Source organism: Streptosporangium subroseum, assembly GCF_900188345.1.
Classification (GTDB): Bacteria; Actinomycetota; Actinomycetes; order Streptosporangiales; family Streptosporangiaceae; genus Streptosporangium; species Streptosporangium subroseum.
The window spans coordinates 80,625-105,410 of record NZ_FZOD01000010.1; the positions used below are offsets into that span (position 1 = coordinate 80,625).

26 protein-coding genes are annotated in these 24,786 nt (G+C 69.7%); 8 read left to right on the forward strand and 18 right to left on the reverse strand.

Annotated elements, in window-relative coordinates:
• The first annotated feature begins 50 nt into the window (after window positions 1-50).
• Entirely contained in the window at window positions 51-569 is a 519-nt protein-coding gene (locus CHC08_RS48200; RefSeq protein WP_143653202.1) for a hypothetical protein, read from the forward strand.
• 538 nt (window positions 570-1,107) lie between these two features.
• The gene (locus tag CHC08_RS12930; RefSeq protein WP_089207496.1) at window positions 1,108-1,650 is read left to right on the forward strand and encodes a dihydrofolate reductase family protein; all 543 of its coding nucleotides are present in this window, start codon (window positions 1,108-1,110) and stop codon (window positions 1,648-1,650) included.
• Between the two features lie 182 nt (window positions 1,651-1,832).
• Here CHC08_RS12930 and CHC08_RS12935 read toward each other — a convergent pair whose 3' ends face one another.
• A complete protein-coding gene (locus tag CHC08_RS12935) occupies window positions 1,833-2,405 on the reverse strand; it encodes a TetR/AcrR family transcriptional regulator (RefSeq protein ID WP_089207609.1) in 573 nt (190 codons plus the stop codon).
• An 88-nt stretch (window positions 2,406-2,493) separates the two neighbouring features.
• Here CHC08_RS12935 and CHC08_RS12940 point away from each other — a divergent pair, with 88 nt between their 5' ends.
• A complete protein-coding gene (locus CHC08_RS12940) occupies window positions 2,494-2,865 on the forward strand; it encodes a DUF4267 domain-containing protein (RefSeq protein ID WP_089207497.1) in 372 nt (123 codons plus the stop codon).
• Between the two features lie 216 nt (window positions 2,866-3,081).
• On the forward strand, window positions 3,082-4,323 hold the full coding sequence (locus tag CHC08_RS12945) for an alpha/beta hydrolase family protein (RefSeq protein ID WP_218825292.1): 1,242 nt from the start codon (window positions 3,082-3,084) through the stop codon (window positions 4,321-4,323).
• Window positions 4,324-4,476: 153 nt separating this feature from the next.
• Here the strand turns inward: CHC08_RS12945 and CHC08_RS12950 are convergent, their stop codons facing one another.
• The 4 genes from CHC08_RS12950 to CHC08_RS12965 form a co-directional block, all read right to left on the reverse strand.
• Window positions 4,477-5,124 carry a response regulator gene (locus CHC08_RS12950; protein ID WP_089207498.1) on the reverse strand — a complete coding sequence of 216 codons (648 nt, stop codon included), beginning with the start codon at window positions 5,122-5,124 and terminating at the stop codon, window positions 4,477-4,479.
• Window positions 5,121-6,296, reverse strand: coding sequence for a sensor histidine kinase (locus tag CHC08_RS12955; RefSeq protein WP_089207499.1), 1,176 nt, complete (start codon window positions 6,294-6,296; stop codon window positions 5,121-5,123). The genes CHC08_RS12950 and CHC08_RS12955 overlap by 4 nt, the downstream gene beginning before the upstream one ends.
• Window positions 6,297-6,781: 485 nt before the next feature.
• Window positions 6,782-7,282 (reverse strand): hypothetical protein, encoded by a 501-nt coding sequence (locus tag CHC08_RS12960; RefSeq protein WP_089207500.1) that lies wholly within the window; start codon window positions 7,280-7,282, stop codon window positions 6,782-6,784.
• A 103-nt stretch (window positions 7,283-7,385) separates the two neighbouring features.
• Window positions 7,386-7,832 carry a MarR family winged helix-turn-helix transcriptional regulator gene (locus CHC08_RS12965; RefSeq protein ID WP_089207501.1) on the reverse strand — a complete coding sequence of 149 codons (447 nt, stop codon included), beginning with the start codon at window positions 7,830-7,832 and terminating at the stop codon, window positions 7,386-7,388.
• Between the two features lie 226 nt (window positions 7,833-8,058).
• Between CHC08_RS12965 and CHC08_RS12970 the strand changes: the two genes are divergently transcribed.
• Together CHC08_RS12970 and CHC08_RS12975 are read left to right on the forward strand one after the other, a co-directional pair.
• The gene (locus CHC08_RS12970; protein WP_089207502.1) at window positions 8,059-9,051 is read left to right on the forward strand and encodes an Lrp/AsnC family transcriptional regulator; all 993 of its coding nucleotides are present in this window, start codon (window positions 8,059-8,061) and stop codon (window positions 9,049-9,051) included.
• Window positions 9,048-10,352, forward strand: coding sequence for a M20/M25/M40 family metallo-hydrolase (locus tag CHC08_RS12975; protein ID WP_089207503.1), 1,305 nt, complete (start codon window positions 9,048-9,050; stop codon window positions 10,350-10,352). The genes CHC08_RS12970 and CHC08_RS12975 overlap by 4 nt, the downstream gene beginning before the upstream one ends.
• Window positions 10,353-10,694: 342 nt before the next feature.
• Here the strand turns inward: CHC08_RS12975 and CHC08_RS12980 are convergent, their stop codons facing one another.
• From CHC08_RS12980 to CHC08_RS13005, 6 genes are all read right to left on the reverse strand, one after another.
• A complete protein-coding gene (locus CHC08_RS12980; RefSeq protein WP_089207504.1) occupies window positions 10,695-11,510 on the reverse strand; it encodes an NAD-dependent protein deacetylase in 816 nt (271 codons plus the stop codon).
• Between the two features lie 175 nt (window positions 11,511-11,685).
• The gene (locus CHC08_RS12985; RefSeq protein ID WP_218825293.1) at window positions 11,686-12,897 is read right to left on the reverse strand and encodes a metal-dependent hydrolase family protein; all 1,212 of its coding nucleotides are present in this window, start codon (window positions 12,895-12,897) and stop codon (window positions 11,686-11,688) included.
• Between the two features lie 427 nt (window positions 12,898-13,324).
• Entirely contained in the window at window positions 13,325-14,011 is a 687-nt protein-coding gene (locus tag CHC08_RS12990; RefSeq protein ID WP_089207505.1) for an alpha/beta fold hydrolase, read from the reverse strand.
• Window positions 14,012-14,067: 56 nt separating this feature from the next.
• Window positions 14,068-14,682, reverse strand: a complete 615-nt coding sequence (locus tag CHC08_RS12995; protein WP_245878287.1) for a TetR/AcrR family transcriptional regulator — start codon at window positions 14,680-14,682, stop codon at window positions 14,068-14,070.
• A gap of 42 nt (window positions 14,683-14,724) precedes the next feature.
• Window positions 14,725-15,918, reverse strand: a complete 1,194-nt coding sequence (locus CHC08_RS13000; protein ID WP_089207507.1) for a cytochrome P450 — start codon at window positions 15,916-15,918, stop codon at window positions 14,725-14,727.
• A gap of 162 nt (window positions 15,919-16,080) precedes the next feature.
• On the reverse strand, window positions 16,081-16,938 hold the full coding sequence (locus CHC08_RS13005; protein ID WP_089207508.1) for an NAD(P)H-binding protein: 858 nt from the start codon (window positions 16,936-16,938) through the stop codon (window positions 16,081-16,083).
• A 266-nt stretch (window positions 16,939-17,204) separates the two neighbouring features.
• Here CHC08_RS13005 and CHC08_RS13010 point away from each other — a divergent pair, with 266 nt between their 5' ends.
• Window positions 17,205-18,029, forward strand: a complete 825-nt coding sequence (locus CHC08_RS13010) for a sensor histidine kinase (protein ID WP_179282018.1) — start codon at window positions 17,205-17,207, stop codon at window positions 18,027-18,029.
• 114 nt (window positions 18,030-18,143) lie between these two features.
• On the opposite strand, the gene CHC08_RS51465 is transcribed toward CHC08_RS13010, so the two are convergent.
• The 3 genes from CHC08_RS51465 to CHC08_RS13030 all read right to left on the reverse strand — a co-directional run bounded on the left by CHC08_RS51465 (window position 18,144) and on the right by CHC08_RS13030 (window position 20,892).
• The gene (locus CHC08_RS51465) at window positions 18,144-19,160 is read right to left on the reverse strand and encodes a putative protein N(5)-glutamine methyltransferase (RefSeq protein WP_245878288.1); all 1,017 of its coding nucleotides are present in this window, start codon (window positions 19,158-19,160) and stop codon (window positions 18,144-18,146) included.
• A 272-nt stretch (window positions 19,161-19,432) separates the two neighbouring features.
• Window positions 19,433-19,777: a GlsB/YeaQ/YmgE family stress response membrane protein gene (locus CHC08_RS49515; protein ID WP_179282019.1), complete on the reverse strand. Its 345-nt coding sequence runs from the start codon at window positions 19,775-19,777 to the stop codon at window positions 19,433-19,435.
• A 149-nt stretch (window positions 19,778-19,926) separates the two neighbouring features.
• On the reverse strand, window positions 19,927-20,892 hold the full coding sequence (locus tag CHC08_RS13030; RefSeq protein ID WP_089207510.1) for a helix-turn-helix transcriptional regulator: 966 nt from the start codon (window positions 20,890-20,892) through the stop codon (window positions 19,927-19,929).
• 61 nt (window positions 20,893-20,953) lie between these two features.
• Here CHC08_RS13030 and CHC08_RS13035 point away from each other — a divergent pair, with 61 nt between their 5' ends.
• Window positions 20,954-22,300 (forward strand): epoxide hydrolase family protein, encoded by a 1,347-nt coding sequence (locus CHC08_RS13035; RefSeq protein ID WP_245878289.1) that lies wholly within the window; start codon window positions 20,954-20,956, stop codon window positions 22,298-22,300.
• Window positions 22,301-22,404: 104 nt separating this feature from the next.
• Here the strand turns inward: CHC08_RS13035 and CHC08_RS13040 are convergent, their stop codons facing one another.
• The 4 genes from CHC08_RS13040 to corA all read right to left on the reverse strand — a co-directional run bounded on the left by CHC08_RS13040 (window position 22,405) and on the right by corA (window position 24,766).
• Window positions 22,405-23,001, reverse strand: a complete 597-nt coding sequence (locus CHC08_RS13040) for a TetR/AcrR family transcriptional regulator (RefSeq protein ID WP_089207511.1) — start codon at window positions 22,999-23,001, stop codon at window positions 22,405-22,407.
• A gap of 28 nt (window positions 23,002-23,029) precedes the next feature.
• Window positions 23,030-23,290 carry a hypothetical protein gene (locus CHC08_RS13045; RefSeq protein WP_089207512.1) on the reverse strand — a complete coding sequence of 87 codons (261 nt, stop codon included), beginning with the start codon at window positions 23,288-23,290 and terminating at the stop codon, window positions 23,030-23,032.
• 15 nt (window positions 23,291-23,305) lie between these two features.
• On the reverse strand, window positions 23,306-23,440 hold the full coding sequence (locus CHC08_RS52380) for a hypothetical protein (RefSeq protein ID WP_275937168.1): 135 nt from the start codon (window positions 23,438-23,440) through the stop codon (window positions 23,306-23,308).
• 168 nt (window positions 23,441-23,608) lie between these two features.
• A complete protein-coding gene (gene corA, locus CHC08_RS13050; RefSeq protein ID WP_089207513.1) occupies window positions 23,609-24,766 on the reverse strand; it encodes a magnesium/cobalt transporter CorA in 1,158 nt (385 codons plus the stop codon).
• Between the last annotated feature and the right edge of the window lie 20 nt (window positions 24,767-24,786).

Here is a 24,786-nt window from a genome sequence, read left to right on the forward strand (position 1 = left end):
GCGCTGGGATTGAGCCGTAAGTTTTCAGGTCTCGCTCCGGGGGTCTCATCGTGGAATTGATCTCTTCGCGGTTCATCGGTGTCGCGGCTGCCGTTGCCACGGTCGTTCTGCTCGCCACCGGTTGTGGAGGAGAGGTGCCCGCCGCGGGTGCCGCCCCGGCGCAGTCGGCCGGCCCCGGAGGCCAAGACACCGCATACGCCGAGTGCCTGCAGAAGAACGGGGTGTCCGCACCCTCCGCCCGGCCTGTCGGAGACCCCTCCGCCAGGCCCAGGCCGACTGATGGGTCGTCGGGCGGTCCCGGTGCGGGCAGGGGCGGGGATGAGGTGTCTCCCGAGAGGCAGAAGGCGATGCAGGCCTGCGCGTCCCTGCGCCCCACCAACGGTTCCGGCTCCAAGGGTGGCTCCAACAATTCGGCCATGCAGGCGTTCCGCACCTGTATGAAGGACAACGGCGCGGAACTGCTCCAGGGGGTGGGCGCCCAAGGGCTCGACGAGAGCGATCCGAAGGTCACTAAGGCCCTTGAGGCCTGCGGCTCGCTCAGGCCCACATCCGGCGGATCCGGCGAATAGAGCAGACGGAAATACGGGTCGGCAGCCGTAGCGATACCATCCTGAATTCGCCCGATCTGGGACCATGGCGGCCGAGGATCGGCTTGATCTCTGGGCTGAGTGATGCCGAACTGGTCACCCTGGCGGTGATGCAGGTCCTACTGGGCTTCACCGCCGAGGCACGAGGGCTCTCGCGGGGGGTATTGCCCGGTTCTTCGTGGTCGTTCCGCAGGCGCCCGGATGAGCGGCGTGCCAGATGTCAGGCGGTGACTCGGCCGCGCAGGATGATGCGGCTGGGGTGAGCCAGAACCGAGGCGTCGAGGGTCGGATCAGTGTCGTAGGCGACCAGGTCGGCAGGGCCTTCGTCGACCAGCCGGGGCAGCCGCCAACCGCCGTCGACGATGAGGTCCGCGCCCGGACCGGGCTCACCATGTGGCCGCGGCGTACCGATGAGTTTTCGCGCACTCCGTCATTTCAACAGGGTCGTCTCAACAGGATCAGCTCAATAAGGTCGTCTCAATAGGGTCAGCCAAAATCGATCTCGATGGAGGTAGGTCGCATGGGTAAGGTTCTGTACTCGGTCACCATGTCGCTGGACGGCTTCATCGCCGGTCCGGGTGGTGACATGTCCTGGTTGACCGAGCACATCGGGCCCAACCCGACGGTGGACGCGTTGATCGGCGACATCGGCGCGCTTCTTGTCGGCAACCGCACCTTCCGCGGCGACGACCCGCACCGGGACACAGACAGGGAAGGCAAGCCGTTCGGCGGGGGATGGGACGGACCGCAGTTCGTGCTCACCCACCACGCGCCCCCCACCTCGGTTCCGGATATCACCTTCGTCGGTGACCTCGACAGCGGCGTCGCCGCGGCCAAGGCCGCCGCGGGTGACAAGTACGTCAACGTGCTCGGCGCGAGCATCGCCCGGCAGTGCGTCGAGGCCGGCGTGCTCGACGAGATCTTCGTGTGCGTCGCGCCCGTCCTGCTCGGCGACGGCGTCCGGCTGTTCGACCACCCGGGCGGGACCAACGTCAAGCTCGAACGCATCGGCCTGACCCACGCGCCGCTGGCGACGAACATCTGGCTGCGCGTCGTCCGGTAAACCCTTCGCGCTCATCGGCCGGGCGCACGAGTCGGTCGGGCGCGTGAGGTGGCCGGGCACGCCGTAACGATTCGGCCGGGCACGTCACGACGGTCACGGGCCGGCCGGACACTCCATGACGATCGTGGTTCGGCCGGTCCGTGTCGCCGTGATGACCGCTCTGTCCGCCGGCCTCCGGGAGGTCAGTTCGAGAAGCGTCCGATCAGGATCGCCAGCCGCAGTTCGTGGTCCTCGCGCCGGAGCCTACCGTTGCGCATGAGCGTGATGAGCCCGTGCAGCCCGCTCCAGAAGGTCTCGGTGAGCGTCTCCAGGTTGTCGTCTCCCGCGAACGGCCGCACGGCCTCGCGGAACTCGCCGAAGGCCTCCTGCAGGGCGGGCGGCGCTTCGGGGGTGGCGAACGGCAGATCGACGATATGCGTGAACATCACGTCGTAGAGCGCGGGTCGCCGCTCGGCGAACGCGGCGTACGCTGCGCCGATGCCGGCCAGGACCTGCCGGGGGTCGGTCGCCGACTCACGGACCGCGCGCATCTCGGCGGCGATCTCGGCGCAGCCCTCCACCGCGACCGCGGCCATGATGGCGTCCTTGCCCTTGAAGTGGCTGTAGAGGACCGGCTGGCTGTACTCGATCTCGGTGGCCAGCCGACGCGTGGTCACCGCGTCCCAGCCTTCTGATTCGGCCAGCTCCCGCGCGGCCGTGACGATCAGCCGTTCTCGCTCTGCGCGCTCGCGCTCCCGGCGCTCCTGGATCGACATGGCCATCATTCTAGCGCCGCTAGTGTTCCTGTCGAAGATATGTTAGTTTCGCTCTTGCACCTAGCGCCGCTAGAAAAAGGAGAAGATCATGCTCACCACCATCGCCTACGGACTGGCCATCGTTCTCAACCTCTTCATCATCTTCATCGGCGCCCGGTTCCTCCTGGCGCCCCACGCCTCGGCCGCCGGTTACGGCGTCCCGGCCAAGAAGGACGGGGACGCGGCCTACCTGACGATCAAGGGTCTGCGCGACTTCAGCTACGGCGTCATCGGGCTCGCCCTGCTCGCCTTCGTGGGAGCCCAGGCCGAGGCCTGGTTCATGCTCATCGTCGCCCTCGTCCCCCTCGGCGACACCGTCATCGTCCTGCGCCACGGCGGCACCAAGGCGGTCGCCTTCGGCATCCACTTCGCCACCGCCGCGGTCGTCCTCATCAACGCCGCCCTGCTGTTCGCCGTCTGAGGGCCGGAGCCCACCAACGCAACGAAGGTCGCAGGGGTTCGGCGACCTTCGCATGATTCGCCGGAAGGTACCCCGTTCCTACGGTCATCACGTGGCGGGAACGCCCGCCACGCTGGGACGAAACCCTCCGGGAGAACAACCGTGTCCGTACGTCGATCACACCTGCCGGGAACGGTCGCAGCTCTCTGTCTCTGCGCCGTCGCCGGGACCGTAGCCGTGCCGATCGCACCGGCCGCCTCCGCGGTCACGGCGCGGGTACGGCAGGCTCCGGCCCCCCACTCCGCCTCACCCCGGCTCATCGGCCCGCAGGACTTCCGCTTCGCCCTGCCCGAGCCGAGCGGACCGTACGCCGTCGGCACGGTCGAGCTGCATCTGGTCGACCGGGACAGACCCGACCCCTGGGTGGCCGGCAGGAACAGGGAGCTCATGGTCAGCGTGTGGTACCCCGCCAAGAGGGGAGGTGGCGACCGTGCCCCCTACCTGTCGCCGCCATTGGCCGATTACCTCAATGGGCTCACCGTTGCCCAGCTCGGGCTGGAGGAGGGCCAGGTAGACGCCGCGAGGGTCACGAGTCACGCCCGGATCGGCGCCCCGCTGCGTGATCGGCGAGACCGGCCGGTCGTGCTCTACTCCCCGGGAGGCGGCAACCCGCGGCACCTCGGCACCACGCTGGTGGAGGACCTGGCCAGCCGCGGCTACGTCGTGGTGACCATGGACCACACCTATGAGACGCCCGCGGTGGAGTTTCCCGGCGGCCGGGTCGCGACGCAGTCCCTGCCGAGCTCCGGTGATTCCGTCGCGCTGAACAGAAAGATGATCGACACCCGTGTCAAGGACACCCGGTTCGTGCTCGACGCCCTGGCGGAGCTGGCGGCCGGTCGCAATCCCGACGCCGAGGGACGGCGGTTGCCCAGCGGGCTCGGCCGGGCGCTCGACCTGACCAGGGTCGGCATGTTCGGTCATTCCGCGGGCGGGTTCACCGCGGGCGAGGCGATGCTGACCGACAGGCGGATCGACGCCGGCGCCGACCTCGACGGCAGCATGGCCTACAGCATGACAAACGGCGTGTACGGCGAGGTGGCCGAGCGCGGGCTGGACCGGCCGTTCATGCTCATGGGCGCGGGCATGTCGAGGGACCTGCCGCACACCCACCGGGACGCGCCGGACTGGAAGTCCTTCTGGGAGCGCTCGACGGGCTGGAAGCTCGACGTGTACATGGCGAAGGGGGAGCACTCGTCCTACACCGACTTCCAGTCGATCGTGCCCCAGCTCGGCAGGAAGTTCGACGTGCCGCAGAAGGTCGTGACCGACGCGGTCGGCACGGTCGACCCGGCGCGCAGCCTGCGCTCGCAGCGTGCCTATGTCACCGCCTTCTTCGACGAGCACCTGCGAGGCAGGCCCCAGCCGCTGCTCGACCGTTCCTCACCGCTCCATCCCGACGTCGAGCTCGTCCCGTAAAGCCCGCGATGCGGACCGGGCCGGTCGGTCAGCCCGTACGGACTGGGCCAGACGGATAGCGCGTACGGACAGTCCGGACGGACCGGGCCGGACGAGAAGAACCGCAGGGGAAGGACCGCCCACCGGAAACAGCGCGGCGGGCGGTTCGGGTGGTCACAACGGACCGGCGTCGTGGACCAGGATCGCCGCCTGCACCCGGTTGCTCAGCCCGAGCTTGGCCAGCGCGCGGCTGACGTGGCTCTTCACGGTCGCCTCCGACATGGACAGCTCGCGCCCGATCTCGGCGTTGGACAGTCCCCGCGCCACGGCCTGGACGACGACACCCTCACGGTCGGTGAGCTGGGCGAGGCGGTCGTGTGCGAGCTTCGCCCGGTCCGGGCCTCGCTCCACGAACGTGCCGATGAGCCGCCTGGTGACCGACGGCGAGAGCATGGCCTCGCCGGCGGCGACCGTACGGACGGCGGCGGCGATCTCGAGTGGAGGGGTGTCCTTCAGCAGGAACCCGACGGCGCCGGCCCGTAGCGCCGGATGGACGTACTCGTCGAGGTCGAAGGTCGTCAGCATGACGACCTTCGGCGGATCGGGCAGCCGCCCGATCTCCGACGCGGCGCTCAGACCATCCTTGCCGGGCATCCGCACGTCCAGGAGCACAACGTGAGGGCGGAGCCGGATGACCGCGCCGACCGCCTCGTCACCGTTTCTCGCCTCGCCGACGACCACGATGTCGCCCGCGGCCTCCAGGATCGTCCGGATGCCGGTCCGGACGAGAAACTCGTCGTCGACGACCAGAACACGGATCATGCGAGTGCCCCCACGGGAGCGACCGGGATCCGGGCGTGGACCTCGAACCCACCGTCCGGTCGGTGACGGGCCTCCAACGTGCCGCCGAGGAGTTCGACGCGCTCCCTCAGCCCGGCGAGGCCGGTCCCCGATCCGGGCAGCGAGCCGACCCGCCGCTCCGGCGGGTCGTTGCTCACCGTCACCTTCAGATGGCCGCCGAGATAGCGCAGCGTCACCTGGGTGGCGGCGTTCCCCGCGTGCTTGTGGATGTTGGTGAGCGCCTCCTGGACCACCCGGTAGGCGGTGCGCTCCACCGTGGACGGCAGCGCTCGCACGTCGCCCTTGTCGTGCCGGGTGATGGGGACGCCCGCCGTACGCGACTGGTCCAGCAGCCGGTCGAGGTCCTCCAGCACCGGCTGCGGGGCCAGCACCGCGTCCGCCGCGTGGTACGGCGAGCGCAGCACGCCCAGCACCTCCCGCAGGTTCACCAGGGCCTCCCGCCCGATCGAGCGGAGGAGCGTGGCCGTCTCCCTGGTCGTGTCGTCCGGGGTGCTGACCTCCAGCGCCCCGGCGTGCAGCACCAGCAGCGAGATCTTGTGGGCCACGACGTCGTGCATCTCCCGCGCGATCCGTGCCCGTTCCTGCGCCCGGACCTGCTCGGTGCGTGCCTCCTGCTCGCGTTCGAGGCGCTCGGCCCGGTCGCGCAGGGCCGTGAACGCCAGCCGGCGCGCGTCAAGCCACAACCCGACCGTCAGCGGCAGTCCGATCAGCAGCAACGCTGTCAGCACCGCGTTCCCCGGGGTCGCGGTGTTCATGGCGCGATCCCCGCCGATGTCGAGGGCGATCAGGATGCCCACTCCCATGACCGCGAGGGTCCCGGCGAGGTAGCCGGCGAGGTAGGCGCGGCGCCGGACGAGGACCGCGGCGTGGTAGGACGCCAGGAGTGGGGCCGGCCACATCGCGAGCAGGGCCCAGCCGACGGCGGCCATGACGAACAGCGGCCCGCGGCGACGCGGGGCCAGACCGGTGGCCACGCCCGACAGGGCCGCGACCACAAGCACGACCGGCGTGCCCACCGAGGCGCGCGTCCCCAGGAACCCCTCGGCGGAGGCCCAGGACAGAAGGAACACCGTCGTCCCGATTGCCCATGGAACGGCCGCGCGCAGGAGGGCGGTGACTCTGCTCCATCTCATGCGTCCGAGACTAGGCACCCCCCGCCGTCACCCCGTACGACCTTCGTGAAGAGCCGCTCCTCCTTTCGTCGCAGACGCCGGTATCGGGCGACCGGGCGCGGCACCGCGATCCGGATGCGGGAGAACGGGCCGCCTCGCCGCGCTGAAGCGCCTCGTGGGGATCAACTACACACCCTGGGCAACGTCTACCGGGTCCAAGCGGAGATCAGCCCCACCTCGGGCAACGTCTGAGGCCGTGGACGGAGCGGGCGTCGGATCGTTCACCCCGGCCAGCCACGGTGACGGGATCGCACCGGACGGTTCTGTCACCGGAGACGGTTTGCGAGACACGTCGGCCGAGCCGCACGCCGTCACGGAAACCGCCACGAACGCCGGCGCCAGTAGTCGCCTCATGACATGAAGATCCTATGGCTGACGGTCCTTCACAAGCGGAGCCGATCGGCGGGGCCGCCGGCGCGGAAGCCGTCCGTGTGCCGGGATGACGCTCACGTATAGTTTCCCGGGCGGACGATCATGAGGACCACGACGGCCGCCCACAGCAGGTTGTAGATTCCGGCGAGCATGCTCAGGGTGCGCAACTGCCTGCCGTCGTCCGGGGCGGCGAGGGCGTCGCGTTGACGCGGATAGATCTGCAGGGCGAGCAGCCCGCCTGCGCCCGCGGTGAGGATCATGGAGATGTTGATCCAGATCTCGCCCATCCGTCCCTGGACGAGGGCCAGAGCGATCCCCACAACAGGTACGACGATGCCGAAAATGCCGTACCCGCGGGTGATGCGGTGCATCGCGACAGCCACGGCCCGGTTGCGGCCTCCCGAGGTTTCCGGCTGCGGGTCGACGGGCGCGCCGAGAGCGGCTGTGCTAGCCGTGCCTGCCGTGACGCTCGTGGTGACCGGGGCATAGCGCGGGAACAGGCTTGCCGCGACGGCCGAACCCCCGACGAACACGATGCCGGCGAGCACATGCACAGACAGCAATAGACCTTCCATGAATTCTCCCCTCCACAACCTTCAGGCATACTGAAGCATATCAGATGCTTCAGTATGCCTGAAGGTTGTGGAGGGAACCCTGCCATCTGTCCCGCACATCAGGTCAGAGCGGGAAACGACCCTCGAACGCGGCGCGTACGGCCTCGGCGATCTGACGCTGGATCGGGTCGGCGTCCGGACCGAACAGCTGCTCGTCGACCTCGGCCACGGCCTTCATCGCCTCCCGCATGAGCTGCGCGCCCTCGGGGGTGATCTCGATGGCCGAGGCGGACCCGGCGCGAGCGGTGTTGTCACGAACGAGCCCGGCGCCGGACAGCGCCTTCACCGCCGTATGAACGCTCTGGACGGTGATCCCGGACATTCGCGCCAGGTCGCTGAACGACGCGCCGGGCACGCCGGTGATGTGCCCGAGCAGACCGAGCCTGCTGACCGTCAGCCCGAGCGGCGCGAGGGCGGCGCCGAGCTGGGACTCGATCCGGTGCGCCAGCGTGAGCAGCACGATGGAAGGGCTGGTCGCCGGCGGACCTGGAAGGGCGTTCTCGGTAGTCACCCCCTCAGTCTCCCGGATGGCGGTGTCACGGCGTAGGCTCCCTCGGCCGCCCTGCCGCCCCGCCGAGGAGAGGAGGCAGATCGGCACGCTGACCCGTACGGCCCCGGTGGACAGGAGTCGTTGGGATGACGGGCGAAGTCTCGGGTGGCCTACCGCGCGACTCGATGATAGAAATAGTCAAACATCTCCAGATCTCTTTATATTTGCGACACAAAGACGAGCCCTCGTGACTGCTTTGGATGTTCTCGACCGCCGCCTGGTCGCAGCCCTTCAGGTCAGCCCCCGCGCGACCTGGGGTGAGATCGGCGGCGCCGTCGGTGAGAACGAACGGACCGTGGCCCGTCGCCTCCAACGACTCCTGTCCACCGGGGCCGTACGGGTCACCGCAATTCTCGACGAGCTGCGCTGCGGGCTCGGCACGCCGGTCCACCTGCACGTCCAGGTCCGGCCCTGCACGGTCGAGCAGGTCGCCGAGGCCCTTTCCCAGCGGCCGGACACCCGCTCGGTCTACGGGGTCACGGGAAGCGCCGACGTCGGCTGTGAGCTGGTGGTCCCCTCCAGGGAACTCCTGCACGACGTCCTGACCGCGCAGATTCCCGCCACACCGGGGATCACCCAGACCCAGACCCAGGTCGTGCTGTACGCCTTCCAGACGGTGGCCGAGTGGCACGCGCCGTACCTCACGGAGGAGCAGGTCGCGCTCCTGAGGGCCACGGCTCCGCCGTCGGCCGGCCCGCCGCCGGAACGGGTCGAGCTGACCGCGGCCGAGAGGGATGTCGTCGCGCTGCTGGCCGCCGACGGACGCATCGGTTTCACCGCGATCGCCGAGCGGCTGGACCTGTCCGTGCCGACCGCCCGCCGCCGGGTCACGGCGCTCCTCGATCGCGGGGTCGTGCACCTGCGCGCGGAGGTGGAGCCCATGCTGCTCGGCCTGGAGGTGGAGGCCCAGCTCTGGCTCTCGGTCCGCGCCCACGGCCTGGACAGGGTGGGCAGGACGCTCGCCGCGCACCCGAGCGTGCGCTACTGCGCCGCCACCTCGGGTGCCCACACCATGATCGTTCAGGTCGCCGTGGCCCACGAGACGGAGCTCTACCGTTTCCTCACCACGGTCCTCGGCCCGCTCGACGACGTCACCGACGTCAACGTCACCCTCATCACCCGTGCCTACAAGCGTGGACACCTGCGCAAGTCGGGCCTGCTCACCCTGGAGTACGAATGACCCCCGCCGAGACCGAGGTAGCAGAGCTCTGCGCCGAACTCATCCGCGTCGACACCAGCAACTACGGGGACGGCAGCGGTCCCGGCGAGCGCGCCGCGGCCGAGGTCGTCATGGCCAGGCTCGCTGAGGTCGGCGTGGAGGCGACCTACGTGGAGAGTGCGCCGACCCGCGGCAACGTCGTGACCAGGATCGAGGGCTCCGACCCCGGCCTGCCCGCGCTGCTGGTCCACGGTCACCTCGACGTCGTGCCCGCCAACGCCGCCGACTGGGCCGTCGACCCGTTCAGCGGGGAGATCAAGGACGGCTACATCTGGGGCCGGGGCGCGGTCGACATGAAGGACATGGACGCCATGATGCTGGCGGTCCTGCGGCAGATGGTCACCGAGGGCCGTAAGCCCAGGCGCGACATCGTCTTCGCCTGGCTGGCCGACGAGGAGGCGGGCGGCGAGCACGGGGCCAAGTACCTCACCTCCAAGCATCCCGAGCTGTTCGACGGGGTCGACAACGCCATCAGCGAGGTCGGCGGTTACTCCATGGAGGTCGATCCCTCGCTGCGGCTCTACCTGATCGAGACGGCGCAGAAGGGCCTGGCCTGGATGCGGCTGGTCGCCGACGGCACCGCCGGGCACGGCTCCATGCTCAACTCGGACAACGCGGTCACCGAGGTCGCCAAGGCGGTGGCCAGGATCGGCTCGTACGAGTGGCCGCTCAAGCTGACGCCGACCGTGCACCGGTTCCTCTCCGAGGTGGCCGACGCCTTCGGTCTGCCCTTCGACCCGGAGAATCCGGCGCCGATCATCGACGCCATCGGCCCGCTGGCCAAGTTCGTCGGAGCGACCCTGCACCACACGGCCAACCCGAGCATGCTCTCCGCGGGCTACAAGGCGAACGTCATCCCCGGCCAGGCCAGCGCCGTGGTGGACGGCCGGTTCCTGCCCGGCCTGGAGGCGGACTTCTTCGCCACCGTGGACGAACTGCTCGGGCCGAACGTCCGGCGCGAGCAGCTTGTCCACGACATCGCGCTGGAGACGACGTTCGACGGCGCGCTGGTCGAAACGATGATCTCGGTGCTGAAGGAGGAGGACCCGACCGCCCGCGTGGTGCCGTACTGCCTGTCCGGCGGCACCGACAACAAGACGTTCTTCGCCGACCTGAACATCCGGGGGTTCGGGTTCGTCCCGCTGAGGCTACCCGCCGAGATGGACTTCGCCGGGATGTTCCACGGTGTGGACGAGCGGGTGCCCGTGGACGCGCTGCAGTTCGGCACGCGGGTCCTCGACCGGTTGCTGATGAGCTACTGAGACACGCGCCGGTGGGTCCCACAGGGGCGGGTCCATCGGCGCGGACGCGCCGGAGCACGACGCGGGCTCACCGGTTCGGTGCTCCGGTGAAGCTTGTACGGATTCATCGGTTCGGATGCGCCGGTGGGCTTGTGCGGCTCACCTCTGTGCGGCTCACCTCTGTGCGGCTCACCGGTTCGGATGCGCCGGTGGGCTTGGCTCACCCTTGTGCGGCTCATCGGTTCGGGTGCGCCGTGGCCCCTGCCTCGGAGGGCTTATCGGCCCCTGGCGAGCCAGCGGTCAGGCCGGCGTCGGCAAGGCCCTGCCTCGGGGGCGGGCCCATCTGTCTCCGGGAGTCGACGGTCAGGCCCGGGCGTCGACGAGGCGGACCAGTTCCGGAAGGACCGTGCCCAGCGGGGCGTCGACGGTGAGCGTCGCGTAGCCGTCGCCACGGGTCGGGCCCTGGTTGACGATCGCCACGGGGATGCCGAGCTTCGCGGCGCGCAGCACGAACCTGCGGCCCGACATCACCGTCAACGACGAGCCGAGAACCAGGAGCAGGCGCGCCCCTTCCACGAGGTCGAAGCACTCGCGCACCCGCTCCGCCGGGACGGTCTCCCCGAAGAAGACGACGTCGGGCTTCAGCACCCCTCCGTCGCACGCCCGGCAGCCGACCACCTGGAACCCGTCGATCTCCTCGTCCCGCAGGTCGGCGTCACCGTCGGGGTTGACCGCGGTGGCCAGAGCGCCGAACCCCGGGTTCGCCTCGGTCAGGCGCCGGTCCAGCTCCTCTCGCGGGCTCAGGTCGCCGCAGCCCAGGCAGACCACGTCATGCAGGCTGCCGTGCAGCTCGACGACCGCCTGGGCGCCGCCCGTCTGGTGCAGGCCGTCGACGTTCTGCGTCACGATGCCGGTCACCAGATCCCGCCGCTGGAGCTGCGCGACCGCGTGGTGGCCACTGTTGGGCGTCGCCCGGGTCATCGTCCGCCACCCGACATAGCTCCGGGCCCAGTAGCGTCGCCTGGCCACCGGGTCGCCGACAAACGCCTGGTAGGTCATCGGGGTGTTCCGTTTCAGGGCCCCGCTCGGCCCCCGGTAGTCGGGAATCCCCGACTCCGTCGATATCCCGGCTCCGCTCAGCACCACGACGTCGCCCGCGGCCAACAGCTTCGCCAGCATGTTCGTACCCTCGCTCACCCCTCCATGCTGCCTCACCGCTCATACCGGGCGAGCCTCCGCCCCCGTCAAGCGGTGCCGCCTCGATCTCTCCGGATCGCCGGACGGGTTCATCCGGGCAGGCCTCAGGACCCCGTCAAGCGGCGCCGTCTCGATCTCTCCGGATCGCCGGACGGGTTCATCGGGAGGAGATCACCCTGCCCGCCTGGACGACGTGGCGGATGTGCTTCGGCTCGGCGAGGACCCCGATGTCCCGCAGGGGGTCGCCGTCGAGGACGAGCAGGTCGGCGTGGGCGCCCACGGCGAGAGTGCCGATCTGGCCCGCCATGCCGACGAGGTCCGCCGCGTTGACGGTCGCCGCGCGGATCACATCGAGGGGCTCCTGCACCTCGCGGCGCAGACGGAACTCCTGGTTCTGGTGCCGGTGCATGCCGCCGAGCAGGTCGGTCCCGAAAACCAGCCGCACCCCGCCGCGCGCCGCGCGCTCCAGCGCCTCGACACCCGCGCCGAGCACCGCGTCGACCTTGTGCCAGCTGGACTCCGGCAGCCCGAAGGACCTGCCCTCCTCCTTGAGCGCCCAGTAGGTCACCAGGGTCGGCACGAGATAGGCGTCGTGCCGCAGGAACAGCTCCACGCTGCGGTCGTCGAGCAGGTTGCCGTGCTCGACGGACCGTACGCCCGCTTCCAGCGCGCGGTTGACGGCCCGCGCGGTGTAGGCGTGCGCGGCGACGTAGCGGTTGGCCGCTCCGGCCTCGTCCACGATCGCCCGTAGCTCGTCCATGGAGTACTGGGTGGAGTCGATCCGATCGGTGGGCGAGCTGACGCCTCCGGACGCCATGACCTTGATGTGGTGGGCGCCCTTGCGCAGCTCGTCACGGGCGGCGACGCGGACCGCGTCCACCCCGTCGGCGACCCGGCCGAGGCCGGCGCAGCACGGGTGGTCGTCGTGCCTGTCCGTACCGCGGCCGCGCACGTCGCCGTGACCACCCGTCTGGCTCAGCGCCTTGCCGCAGAACAGCAGCCGCGGCCCACGGATCAAGCCCTCGGCCTGCGCGTCGGCGAGCCCGTAGTCGGCGCCGGAGGCGTCGCGGACCGTGGTGAAACCACGATCGAGCATCTGCCCCATGATCCGCGCGCTGTGCGCGGCGACGTAGGACGGGGCCAGCGAGGTGAGGGCTCCGAGGTCGGCGGTGCACGCCGTGACGTGCACGTGCGCGTCGATCAGACCGGGAACGACCACGGCGCCGTTGACGTCGACCACTCGCGCGTCCGGCGCGGTCAGGCCGCGGCCGGCCTCGACGACCCGGCCGTCCTCGCAGCGCAGGTCACCCTCGGTGTAGTCACCGCTGACCACGTCGAGGACCAGGGCATTGCGCAGAAGTAGGCTCACGTGCGACCTCCATGGATCTGCCGGTGTCCGGTACCGGGCGTACAAACTATGACGTTGCCACATCGGTCGATGGGATTCGCGCCGGTTGTCGTCCGTGCCCCGCCGTCGGAGGCCGTACGGCTCCATGCCGTCCATGCCCCCTGCCGGTCCGTACGGGACTCCGTACCGGCTCTCGTCCGTATTCCGTTCCCGGTTCGCATGATTGCGGCAGGCCCCTACCTGCGGCGGCCTCGATTTTCCCGTCAGACCAATCCGATCGGGCGGCCGGTGCGTATCTCCTGGTGCCGGGACGACAGGGTTCCGGTGTTTCGCTGAGGACAGATCACTGCGCGGCGCGATGGGAGGTACGGCCCGGACAAGGGCCGCGTGGCTCGGAAGCTGGAGGGCTCCGAGCCACGCGGCCCTTGTCCGTTCACCGGGCGTTCGCTCAGCCGGCGGCCGCCTGCTTGATCAGCTCGGCGACGGCCTCCGGCTGGGAGATGTAGATGGCGTGGCTGCCGTCGGCTTCGACCACGGTGGAGCCGGCACGCTCGGACATCGCCCGCTGAGCCGGCGGCGGGATCGTCTGGTCACCGGTGGCGATCAGGTACCAGCTGGGCTTGGCACGCCAGGCGGGTTCGGTGACCACGCCGCCGACCGCGCCGACGCCCCACGGCACCTGCGAGTCGGCCATGAACGCGGCCTGCTCCGCGGGCAGGTCGCCCGCGAAGGCGCCGTGGAACCTGTCCCGGTCAAGAACGAGGAACCCGTCGCCCAGGGGCACGATCGGCGGCGCCGGCGCGCCCGGCGGCGGGTCGGCGATGAGTGTCTGCACGGACTCGCCCTTGTCGGGCGCGAACGCAGTGACATAAACGAGCGCCGAGACCCGCGGGTGCGTACCGGCCTCGCTGATGACCGCGCCGCCGTAGGAGTGCCCGACGAGCACGGTGGGGCCGTCCTGAAGGTCCAGGATCTGCCGGACGGCCTCGGCGTCCCCCTCCAGCGTCAACGTGGGGTTCTGGACGACGCTGACCCGGTAACCGTCCCGCTTGAGCAGGTCGTAGACGCCCTGCCAGCCCGACCCATCGACGAAAGCGCCGTGCACGAGCACGACGTTGATCGCAGTGGAACTCATGATGCTTCCTCCTTGACAGCGTTATCTCGGCGAAACTAGCTGGCCTCACTGGACGATCAGTGAAGATTTAGTTGACCGCTGCCACGGACCGTCGTCGAGGGGCGGGGGAGCGGATCGGCCGACGGGCGGATGCCGTTCAGGAGGAGCGCCAGGTAGCGCCGCTGGTCGGCGTCGTCATGGTCCGCCCGGTAGTCGGTCGCCAGCACCATCACCACGATCGCCGCCAGGTCGCGGACCAGCAGATCGGCACGGACCAGCCCGCGCCGCTGGGCGTCGGCCAGCACCTCGCCGAGCGGCTCCGCGAACCGTTCGGCGATGGTGACCGTGAACGCGCCGACCTCCCGCGCGGCGGTGAGGAGGGACCGGTGGGCTGCCAGCGTGTCGATGATGGAGCCCAGCGCCTCGGCCAGCCCCCGGAGGGGGTCGGCGGCCTCGCGGGCGGCCAGGGCGAGGGGCTCCACCTCTTCGGCGAAGTACGTCTCGAAGCAGGCCCGGATCACACCGTCGCGGTCACCGAACCGCCGGTAGACGGTGGCGATCCCGACGCCGGCCCGACGAGCGATCTCCTCCAGGGGGACGGCCACACCGGACTCCCGCAGAGCCGCGATCGCCGCCCGGACGATCCTGTCGGAGTTGCGCAGGGCATCGGCTCGGGGTCGGTGCTCCGGCACGTATCGAACGCTAGCGGTTCGCATGCGGTCATCCGGGGAGGGTCACCACGCGACCTGCAGGGATGCCAGGCCGTAGATGGCTTGGAAGGAACGGAAGTCCGCCTCGGGCCCGGTCACGCGGAGCTCGGGGAAACGCTGGAGCAACGCCGGGAAGGCGATGCGCATCTCCATCCGCGCCAGCGGCGCGCCGAGGCAGTGGTGCACGCCGTGACCGAAGGCCACGTGGGGCGCGCTCCGGGTGATGTCCAGTGCCTCCGGGTCGGACAGGAGAGCGGGATCGCGGTTGGCGGTGGGCAGGGCGCACATCACCATCTCGCCGGGCCCGATGGTGTGTCCGGAGAGCTCGACCTCCGTGGTGGTCACCTTGGAGGTGCCGGAGTGGACGATGCTGAGCCAGCGCAGCAGCTCCTCCACCGCGGCGTCGATGCGCTCGGGCTCCTTCCTGAGCAGCTCCAGCTGCTCGGGATGGCGCAGCAGGGCCAGCGTGCCCAGCCCGAGCATGTTGGCGGTGGTCTCGTGGCCGGCGAGCAGCAGCAGGCTGCCGATGCCGACGAGCTCGCTCGCGGTCAGGTCGTCGCCGTGCTCGCGCACCAGCATGCCGAGCAGCTCCTCGCCCGGGTCGGCCTGGGCGCGGGCGACCAGCTCGGCCATGTAGGCGCGCGACTCCCTCTGCATCGCCATGCGCTCCGCGGGGGGAGCCGAGACGTCGAGCAGCCGGCTGGTCGTGCGCTGGAAGTCCTCCCGGTCGGCGTACGGCACGCCCAGCAGCTCGCAGATCACCAGCGACGGGACCGGCAGCGCGAACGAGGACACGAGGTCGGCCGGAGACCCGGCGCGTTCCATCGCGTCCAGGTGCTCCTCGACGATGCGGGTGACCCGCGGTTCCAGCCGGCGCATCCGGCGGATCGTGAACTCCGGCGTCAGCATCCGGCGCAGACGGGTGTGCTCGGGAGGGTCGAAGGCGAGCAGGTTGCCCGCACGCAGTTCGGCGCGCTCCTCCTCGCTCAGCTCCATGACGCCGGGCAGCCGGATGCCGCCCCTCCAGGCGGTGCTGAACCGCTCGGCGTCGCCCATCACCGTGCGCACGTCCTCGTAGCGGGTCACCAGCCAGGCGTCGATGCCCAGAGGTGTGCTGACGCGCCTGATCCCCTCCCCGTCGCGCAGCGCCCCCAGCTCCGGATCGGGACCGAACTCCACTCGCCGCATGTGCAGCGGTAGCGTCGAAGACTCGCTCATGCAACCTCCTGGATGACTCGCCATCCTGACCGATCTGACAAAAACGATAGCAACCTATCGCTTACGTGCAAAGGATTCCGGCGAGGTGGCGGAGCGCCCGCCCGGACCCGTGAGGATCGCCCCCACCGACGTCGCCGGGCGGAAGGCGAGGATCGCTCCCGCTCACGCCGCCGGGCGGAAGGCGTCCGCGTGGTCGGCCGCCCATCGGCGGAACGAGGTGGCCGGGGCCCCGGTGAGCTCCTCCACCGTGGAGGTGACCGACTCCGGCAACGTCACCATCTGGGCGTGCGCGTGAAGGATTCCCTCCGCCATGGCCGCGGGCATGCCCTGGGCGACGAGCTCCCGCAGCGCGACCTCCGAGGGGAGCTCGTCCCAGCGCACCGGCCGTCCGATCGCCTCGCCGATGGCGGTCACCTGCTCGATCTGGGTCAACGTCTCGGGCCCGGTCAGCTCGTACGTCGCACCGCCATGGCCGGAGCCGGTCAGCGCGCGCACTCCCACCGCGGCGATGTCGCGTTCGTGGATCAGCGCCCTGGCCGCCGCCCCGTGGACCCAGCGGACGGCACCCGAGTCCCGGATCTGCGCCGCCCACATCAGGGTGTTGGCCGCGAATCCGCCGGGGCGCAGGAATGTCCACTCCAGCCCGGACTTCCTGATCAGGCGTTCGACGTGGGCATGGGAGCCGAGGATCGAGCCCGGCCGCTGCTCCAGGTCATCGGACACGCCGCGCGCGGAGACGTAGACGGTGCGGCGGGCGTGCTTGGCGATCGCCTCGATGGTCGCGGGCGCCGCGTGATCGGCCGAGAGGGTGGGCCAGACCAGAAACACCGACTCGATCCCGTCCAGGGCGGCGTCCAGGGAGGCGGGGTCGGCCAGGTCGCCGCTTACGACCTCGACGCCTTCCGGCAGGGACGCGGAAACGGGACTGCGGGTCAGGGCGCGCACGTCGGCGCCTGCGGCCAGAAGCTGGAACACGGCCTGGCGGCCGACATTGCCGGTGGCTCCGGTAACAAGGATCATGAGGACTTCTCTTTCGGCAGCGGGGACACTGCGCCCAGTCTTTAACCTCAAGTAAAGTTGAGGTCAAGAAATCGGGCCCCTGAAATGACGGCGAGGACGCCGGGGACCGGGGCCGGCAGCCGCGGGCGATCCTCTGAGACCATCGCTCGTCCCCAGGTCAGATGACGTCTTCGGAGGCCAGGGCCCTAGGCTGGACTCAGTGGTCCGCAAGCCGTCCGCGGCTACTGGGGATTTCCACGTTGTCAGGGGACCGAGGGGGCCCGGACATGAAAAACCCGACCAACCTGCATGACTGCCAGTATGAGCTGAACAGGGTGAACGACATCCTGGACTGCGTTCGCAGCCATCTGAAACAGACAAGCGATCAGCAACGGCGGTTCGCCGCCGATGCGGCACACGAGCTGCGAACTCCTGTCGCCGGGCTCCGCGCCCAACTGGAGGAAGCCCGGCTGAACCCGGGCGAGACCCCCCTGCCCGAGCTGTTGGATTATGCGCTCAAAGACGTCGACCGCCTGCAGCGGATCATCACCGATCTCCTTCTGCTGGTCCGGCTGGAAACCGGCATGATCACCGCGGAGGAGCCGCTGGACCTGGCCGAGCTCATCCGGACGCAGGTTGGCAGGCGAGACGATGAGATCACGGTGAACGTGCGGCTGGACCCGGGGGCGACCATGATAAACGCCGTCCCCTCTCTGATCGCCCGAGCGGTGACGAATCTGCTCGACAACGCGCAGCGGCACGCGGCGCAGGCGGTCGAGGTTCAGATGCGCCGCGACGACGGCAGCGCCGAACTGGTGATCACCGACGATGGACCGGGGATCGCCGCCCCGGATCGGGAGAGCGTCTTCGACGCCTTCACCAGGCTGGACACCGCCCGGGATCGCGACCGTGGCGGCACCGGACTCGGGCTGCCTCTCGCCCGTAATATCGCGGTCGTCCACGACGGAACGCTCATGGTGGAAGAGGGGTCCCACACGGGAGCTCGGTTTGTGCTCCGCCTCCCCCTGGCGGCCCCGGGAACAAGATCGTTCCCGCCGTCGGACTCGACGGTCTCTACCTCGGCGGTCGTGCGGAACCTGCCAGCGGATTGATCCGCGCCGAGGCTCTCACCTCGCCGCGGATCCACCTCGCCTTCCGGCCCGCGCATGCGGCCGCCGGGCCTCCTCGATGTCGATCCCGGTGACCACCAGGTCCGAAGGACGGGGTCAGCCGCCCGAGCCCTCCGGGAGGGCGGGCCTGGTACCGATGACAACGGTGGAGTTCAGCGTTCCGATGACAACGGTGGCGTCCAGATCGTCGGAACCGGCCACCCGTGGGATCAGCCCGTTACGGGTGAAGGTTTCGACGGTCTGCGGCGCCTGGCGCTCACTCGTCTCGACCAGCAGGTAGCCATCCGGCGCCAGCCATTGTGACGCCTCGGCGATCACCCGCCGCACGATGTCGAGCCCGTCCGCGCCACCGTCGAGCGCCACCCACGGCTCGTATATGCGGGCCTCCGGGGGCAGCAGCCCGATCGCCTCGGTGGGTACGTAGGGCGCACTGGCGACCAGGATGTCGACGCGGCCCCGCAGCCGGGCGGGGAGCGGCTCGTAGAGGTCGCCTTCGTACACCTGACCGCCGGCGGCGACGTTGCGGCGGGCGCACCGTACCTCGGCGGGGTCGATGTCGACGGCGTGCAACTCGACCCGGCCCAGGGCCGCGACCAGCGCGGCGCCCACCGCGCCCGAGCCGCAGCACAGGTCGACGACGACGGTGCGTGGCCGGGAGGGAGCCTGGTCGGTGGAGTCGGTGGAGTCGGTGGAGTCGGTGGGGTCGGCGGTCGGGTGTGCGGAGGCGGTGGCCTGATCGACGGGGCTCACGAGCCGGTGTTGTACGGGGGTGACGACCTCGTCGGTGAGGCCGGCGGTCTGACGGGCGAGGGCGGTGGCCTGACGAGCGAGAAACTCGGTGCGGCGGCGAGGCACGAAGACCCCGGGGGTCACGGCTATCCGCAGACCGCAGAACTCCGCCCAGCCAAGGACGTGTTCAAGGGGCAGACCTGTGACGCGCCGTTCCACCATGGTGGCGAGGTCGGCCGGGGTCGGCGCCGTGGAGATGAGCAGCTCCGCCTCGTCCTCGGCGAAGACACAGCCGGCGGCCCGGAGCCTGGTGACGACGACGGATCGAGAGAGGGGCGCGGGGGAAGCGATGGAACGGGAGAGCGGTGACGGCGAAGCCGACATGGGAAACCTTTCGGGATGCCTGTGGGCGCTCCCTCGGTCACCTATGTCGGATGGACCGCGCGGCCGTGAGATGGGAGCACCCGACCTGATACAGCGGTAATGGGTCCCACCTCCTCGATCCGTTCACTACTGGAGTCGGCAACTCTACCCGAGCCGGAATGAGTTGCGTCGGCCGGGTGACGCGCCAAGGCTCTGGCCTTCTGGTCTACCCGAGTTGGAATGAGTTGCGTCGGCCGGGTGACGCGCCAAGGCCCTGCCCTCTGTACTTTCCGCTACCTCTTACGCGGGTCCGTGCCCGGAAGGGGCAGGACATCGGTCTGTCCATCGTTGAATTCAGTCTGGCTCTGGTTGCCGTTCTGGTATCTCGATACGACACCCACGCAGACGATGGCCAGGCCGAACTGCACCAGGAGGACGATCCAGGCGTCGTCCGCGAAGCTCAGAAGGTGGGCGACAACCGTACCGGCAAGGGCGGCCGCGATGCCCGCGAGGATCGTGGCCCTCCACCCGATGTCCTGGCGGCCGGGTATCAGGAGCCGGCCGAGGAAGCCGGTCACGGCCCCGACGAGAATGGCGCTGAGGACGAACGTGATCATGCTGCCGATGAACGCGATCATATCGATCTCCCTGGGGGTGTCGTCCAACTCTCCACAACGATGCTAGAGCGCCTTAGTCGACACGAACTTGATATTTCGTACACACGAAACAGGCTATGGGGCGATGGTGAATCGCGCGGGATTCGCGGAGACAGGCGCCGAGGAGACCCTCAGGCGCCGGGGGTGGGCGGGTGCGCCGCGCGGTGGTAGCGGTCGGCCAGCCTGGCGACGTGCTCGACGAGCTCGGGTGGTTCGATGACGTCGAAATCGGCGTCAATCATGCTTAGGAAGACGGTGATGACGCCGAGGCTGTCGCCGGCCACGGTCAGCATGCAGCTGTGCTCGTCGATCGCCTCCAGCAGCCCGGTTATCCGGTCGGCGATGCTCTCGGCCGGCGCGTGCACCCGCACCCGTGCCTGGTACGGCCACATCGCGGTGCCCATGCGGTGCGAGACATAGGCGACGACGTCGCCTTCGGGCGGGTCGCGGGGGGCGAACCGCGGGCCGGCCGGGGTGCGGGGACTGATCCGGTCGGCGCGGAAGATGCGCCAGTCCTGCCGGTCGAGGTCCCACGCCACCAGATACCAGCGACGGCCCCAGCTCACCAGGCGGTGCGGTTCGACGGTGCGGACGCTGCCGGATCCGTCGTGGACGGTGTAGTCGAAGCGCAGGCGCTCATGGTCGCGGCAGGCGGCCGTGACGGTGGTCAGCACGCCGACGTCGACGGTCGGGCCGGTGCCGGGCATCGTGACGGTGTAGTCGTGGACCGCGTTGACGCGGCGCCGCAGCCGGGACGGCAGCACCTGTTCCAGCTTCGTGAGGGCGCGCACCGAGGTCTCCTCGATCCCCGCGACGCCACCGCCGGCGGCGGCCGAACGGAGCCCCACCGCGACCGCCACCGCCTCGTCGTCGTCGAGCAGCAGCGGGGGCAGCGCAGCGCCGACTCCCAGCCGGTAGCCGCCCGAGACGCCCGGGGTCGCGTGCACGGGATAGCCGAGGCTGCGCAGCCGTTCCACGTCACGCCGGACGGTGCGCGCCCCGACGCCCAGCCGTTCGGCCAGAGCGGGGCCGGACCAGTCGCGGCGTGCCTGGAGCAGCGACAGCAGGCGGAGCAGACGGGCCGAGGTGTCCAGCATGCCCGTAGTCTGCCAGCGATTGCGGCCCGAACCTGGCCGCAATCGTTCCTACTGTGGCGCCATGGACACCGAGACCCCCGCATTTCACACTGACATTTCCCGGACCGAGCTGGACAGCGCGCCCGAACCGAGAGGTGCCGACCTGGCCGGCGATATTTCCCGGACCGAGTTGGACGGCGTGCCCGAACCGATGGGTGCCGACCTGGCCGGCGACATTCCCCGGACCGCGCTGGACAGCGAGGTCCGGCCGCCGAGCCTGGACGTCCCCCCGGCCGGCCTGGGCGAGGAGATCCGCCCGTTCCGCGTCGACATCCCCCAAGCCGACCTGGACGACCTGCGCGACCGCCTGGCCCGCACCCGCTGGCCCGACGAGCTGACCGGCGTCGGCTGGTCGTACGGCGTGCCGCTCGACCGGTTGAAGGAGATGGCCGAATACTGGCGGACGGCCTACGACTGGCGTCGGCACGAGGCGAGGCTGAACGAGTTTCCGCAGTTCACCACCACCATTGACGGGCAGAACGTGCACTTCCTGCATGTCCGCTCGCCCGAGCCGGACGCACTGCCGCTGATCCTCACCCATGGCTGGCCGGGCTCGGTCGTCGAGTTCCTGGAGTTAATCGGGCCCCTGACCGACCCCCGCGCGTACGGCGGCGATCCGGCGGACGCGTTTCACGTGGTCGTCCCGTCGATCCCGGGCTACGGGTTCTCCGGGCCGACGGCCGCGACCGGGTGGGGCGTGTCGCGCATCGCCCGGGCCTGGGCGGAGCTGATGCGCCGCCTCGGCTACGAGCGGTACGGCGCCCAGGGCGGTGACTGGGGCGCGCGGATCTCGCCCGAACTCGCGAGGGTCGACCCCGTTCACCTCGCCGGTCTGCACCTCAACGGGTTCCTGGCCTTCCCGTCCGGAGACCCGGCAGAGGTCGAGGCACTGACCGAGGCCGAGCGGGCGCGTCTGGCGAACATCAGCGGCTGGGCCGGCGAGCGGTCGGGCTACGCGCAGATCCAGTCGACCAGGCCGCAGACGCTGGCCTACGCCCTCGCCGACTCACCGGTCGGCCAGCTCGCCTGGAACCTCGAATGGTTCGACGGCTACGGGCAGGACGTCGGCACGATCGGCCGGGACGCCATCCTCACCAATGTGGCGCTGTACTGGCTGACCGGGACCGCCGGGTCCTCGGCCCGCCTCTACAAGGAGGGCGCCGCCTCGTGGGGGCGGCAGGTCGAGCTGTCTCCGGTGCCGACCGGAATGGCGGTCTTCGCCGGGGACTCCACCATCCGCTCCTTCGCCGCACGCGAGCACACCATCACGCACTGGTCGGAGTTCGACCGCGGCGGCCACTTCGCCGCGTTGCGGGAACCGGATCTCCTTGTCGGCGATGTCCGCGAGTTCTTCCGCGGCGTTCGCTGACTCGCACGCCGCCACCACTCTGGTGGAGCCGGTCAGCCGCTCCACGCCATCCGGATACTCGATCACCAGATGTGTCTTGATCGTGGGCCGAAGCCGTACGAGGGTCAGCTCCGGGTGGCGTGGGTGAAGGTGGTCACGAGTTCGTCGGCGCACAGCACGGGGTCGAGTCCGGCGAGCAGCCGGTCGGCGACCGCGTCTATGGCCGCGCGCACGGTCGAGGCCATCAGCTCCGGGTGGAAGGGCCGGAAGACGCCGGTGTGCTGGCCGTTGGCGAACAGGGCGGCCAGTAGGGCCAAGGCGGTGTTCTGGTGCTCGCCCGGCACTGCCTTGGCGTTGGAGACGATCTGTTGGACCGCTCGCACGTGCGCGGGATGTGCGGCGATGAACTCCACATTGGCGCGGATGTAGGCGGCCAGTTGGTCGCCGGGATTGTTCGTGGCGTGGATCCTGGGGCGCATGTAGGCCGCGGAGTCGGCGATCACTTTGCCCAGTACGGCGGCGAGCAGGTCTTCCTTGGTGGCGAAGTGGTAGGAGATCAATCGCTTGCTGCTCAGTCCCGCATGCTCGCAGATCGCCTCGAAGGTGGTGGCGGCGTAGCCGCGCTCGGCCAGCACCTCGATCGTGGCCTGTGCGATCTGCTCGCGCCGGGCCTGGGTGGCCTGCGCGCGGTCACCCGGCTGGCGAGGTGCGGGCGTGGGCATGCGGGGGCCTCTCCGTGGCTGCGACTGATCAACCCATCTTGCCAGCCTTGGGGAACGCCGCCCTGACGGCGGGCCGGTTGACCAGGATCGCGACCCCCACGAGCAGCAGGCCGACCAGACCCTGCTCGGCCTTCATCCACAGCGGGTAGCCGCTGTCGGGTGCGAGCAGGATCGCCGCGATCCCGAGCGGGGCGAGTATCGAGATGAACCGGATCCGTACGAACGCCGGTCGCTTTCCCCGCAGGGCCTGACCGGCCAGGGAGATCAGCCAGAGCGAGGCGAGTGCCACGGCACCGCCGCGCAGCTACACGACCCAGTTGACCAGGTCGGCGTTGTCGCGCAGGACGGCGGCGACGAGAAGGGCCAGCACCGACACACCGAGCATGCCGATGAAGATCCGCTTGATCTGGGTGAGCGTCGAAATCACGTTATTATCCATGTGTGTAAACATTACTCATATGGATAACAAGTGGCAAGAGGTTGTTGCGACTGCTTGATGTGGGGTGTGCCGGTAGAAGCTCCTGGCTCACCGAGGTGAGGCGATACCCACAGGTCAGGGCGCGACCTCGACCGATGCCGACGCCGAGGAAGCGCCGCGGACTTCTCGTCAGAGCCAGTTGCGACGCTTGAAGATCACGTACAGGCTCGCGCAGGTCAGGGCCATCAGTGTCACGGCCAGGGGGTAGCCGAAGATCCAGTGCAGCTCCGGCATGAAGGCGAAGTTCATCCCGTAGACGGTGCCGATCAGGGTGGGCGCGAACAGGATGGCCGCCCACGAGGAGATCCTCTTGATCTCCTCGTTCTGGGTGTAGCTGGCCCGGGTGAGGTTGCGCATCTCCTCGTTCTGGGCCTGGTTCACCAGCGTGGCGTTCACGCTCAGGATGTCCTGCAGCATCTGCCGGAACCCGTCCACCCGCTCCACCACCGTGGTCAGGTGGTCCACCACGTCACGCAGGTAGCGGCGCATCTCATCCTCGACGCCATACTTGTCGAACCCCGCGGACAGCGATTCCAGCATGCCCATCAGGGGACGCGTGGCCCGCTGAAACTCGATCACCTCGCGTGACAGCTCGTAGATCCGGCGGGAGGCGCTGGGATCGCCGCGGAACACCTCGGTCTCGATCTCGTCGATGTCGTTCTGCAGACCCGCGATCACCGGCGCGTACCCGTCCACGACCGCGTCCACGATGGCGTACAGGATGGCCTCGGGCCCTCGGGCCAGCAGCTGCGGGTCCGCCTCCATCCGGCGGCGGACCGCCGACAGGTTCGGGGCCTCGCCGTGGCGGACGGTGAGCACGAAGTCCGGGCCGACGAACACGTGCAGCTCGCCGAAGTCGACCTCCTCGGCCTCGTCCAGGTAGCGGGCCGCGCGCAGCACGACGAACAGCGTGTCGCCGTAGCGCTCCAGCTTGGGCCGCTGATGGGCGACGATGGCGTCCTCGACGGCCAGCTCGTGCAGCCCGAACTCGCCGCCCAGCGACAGCAGTTGCGCCTCCGCCGGCCGGTACAGGCCGATCCAGGCGATGCTGCCGGACCTGTCGCGCAGGCACCGGTAGGTGTCGGCCAGCGTGGTGGGAGATTGACTGCGATGGCCGCCGACGTAGACGGCGCAGTCGATGATGCTGTTCTCCACGGGGACGTCGACGGTTGTCGCCCGCGGGTCCATCGACCGCTCGGGAGCCTCCTGGGGTCCCGGTGCGGCTTGATCGTTGTTCTGGGTGGCGCGCCGGAGGGAACGCAAGGCACGTGAACGCAGCTCAGACATGGTGAGCCCCCGAATCGGCC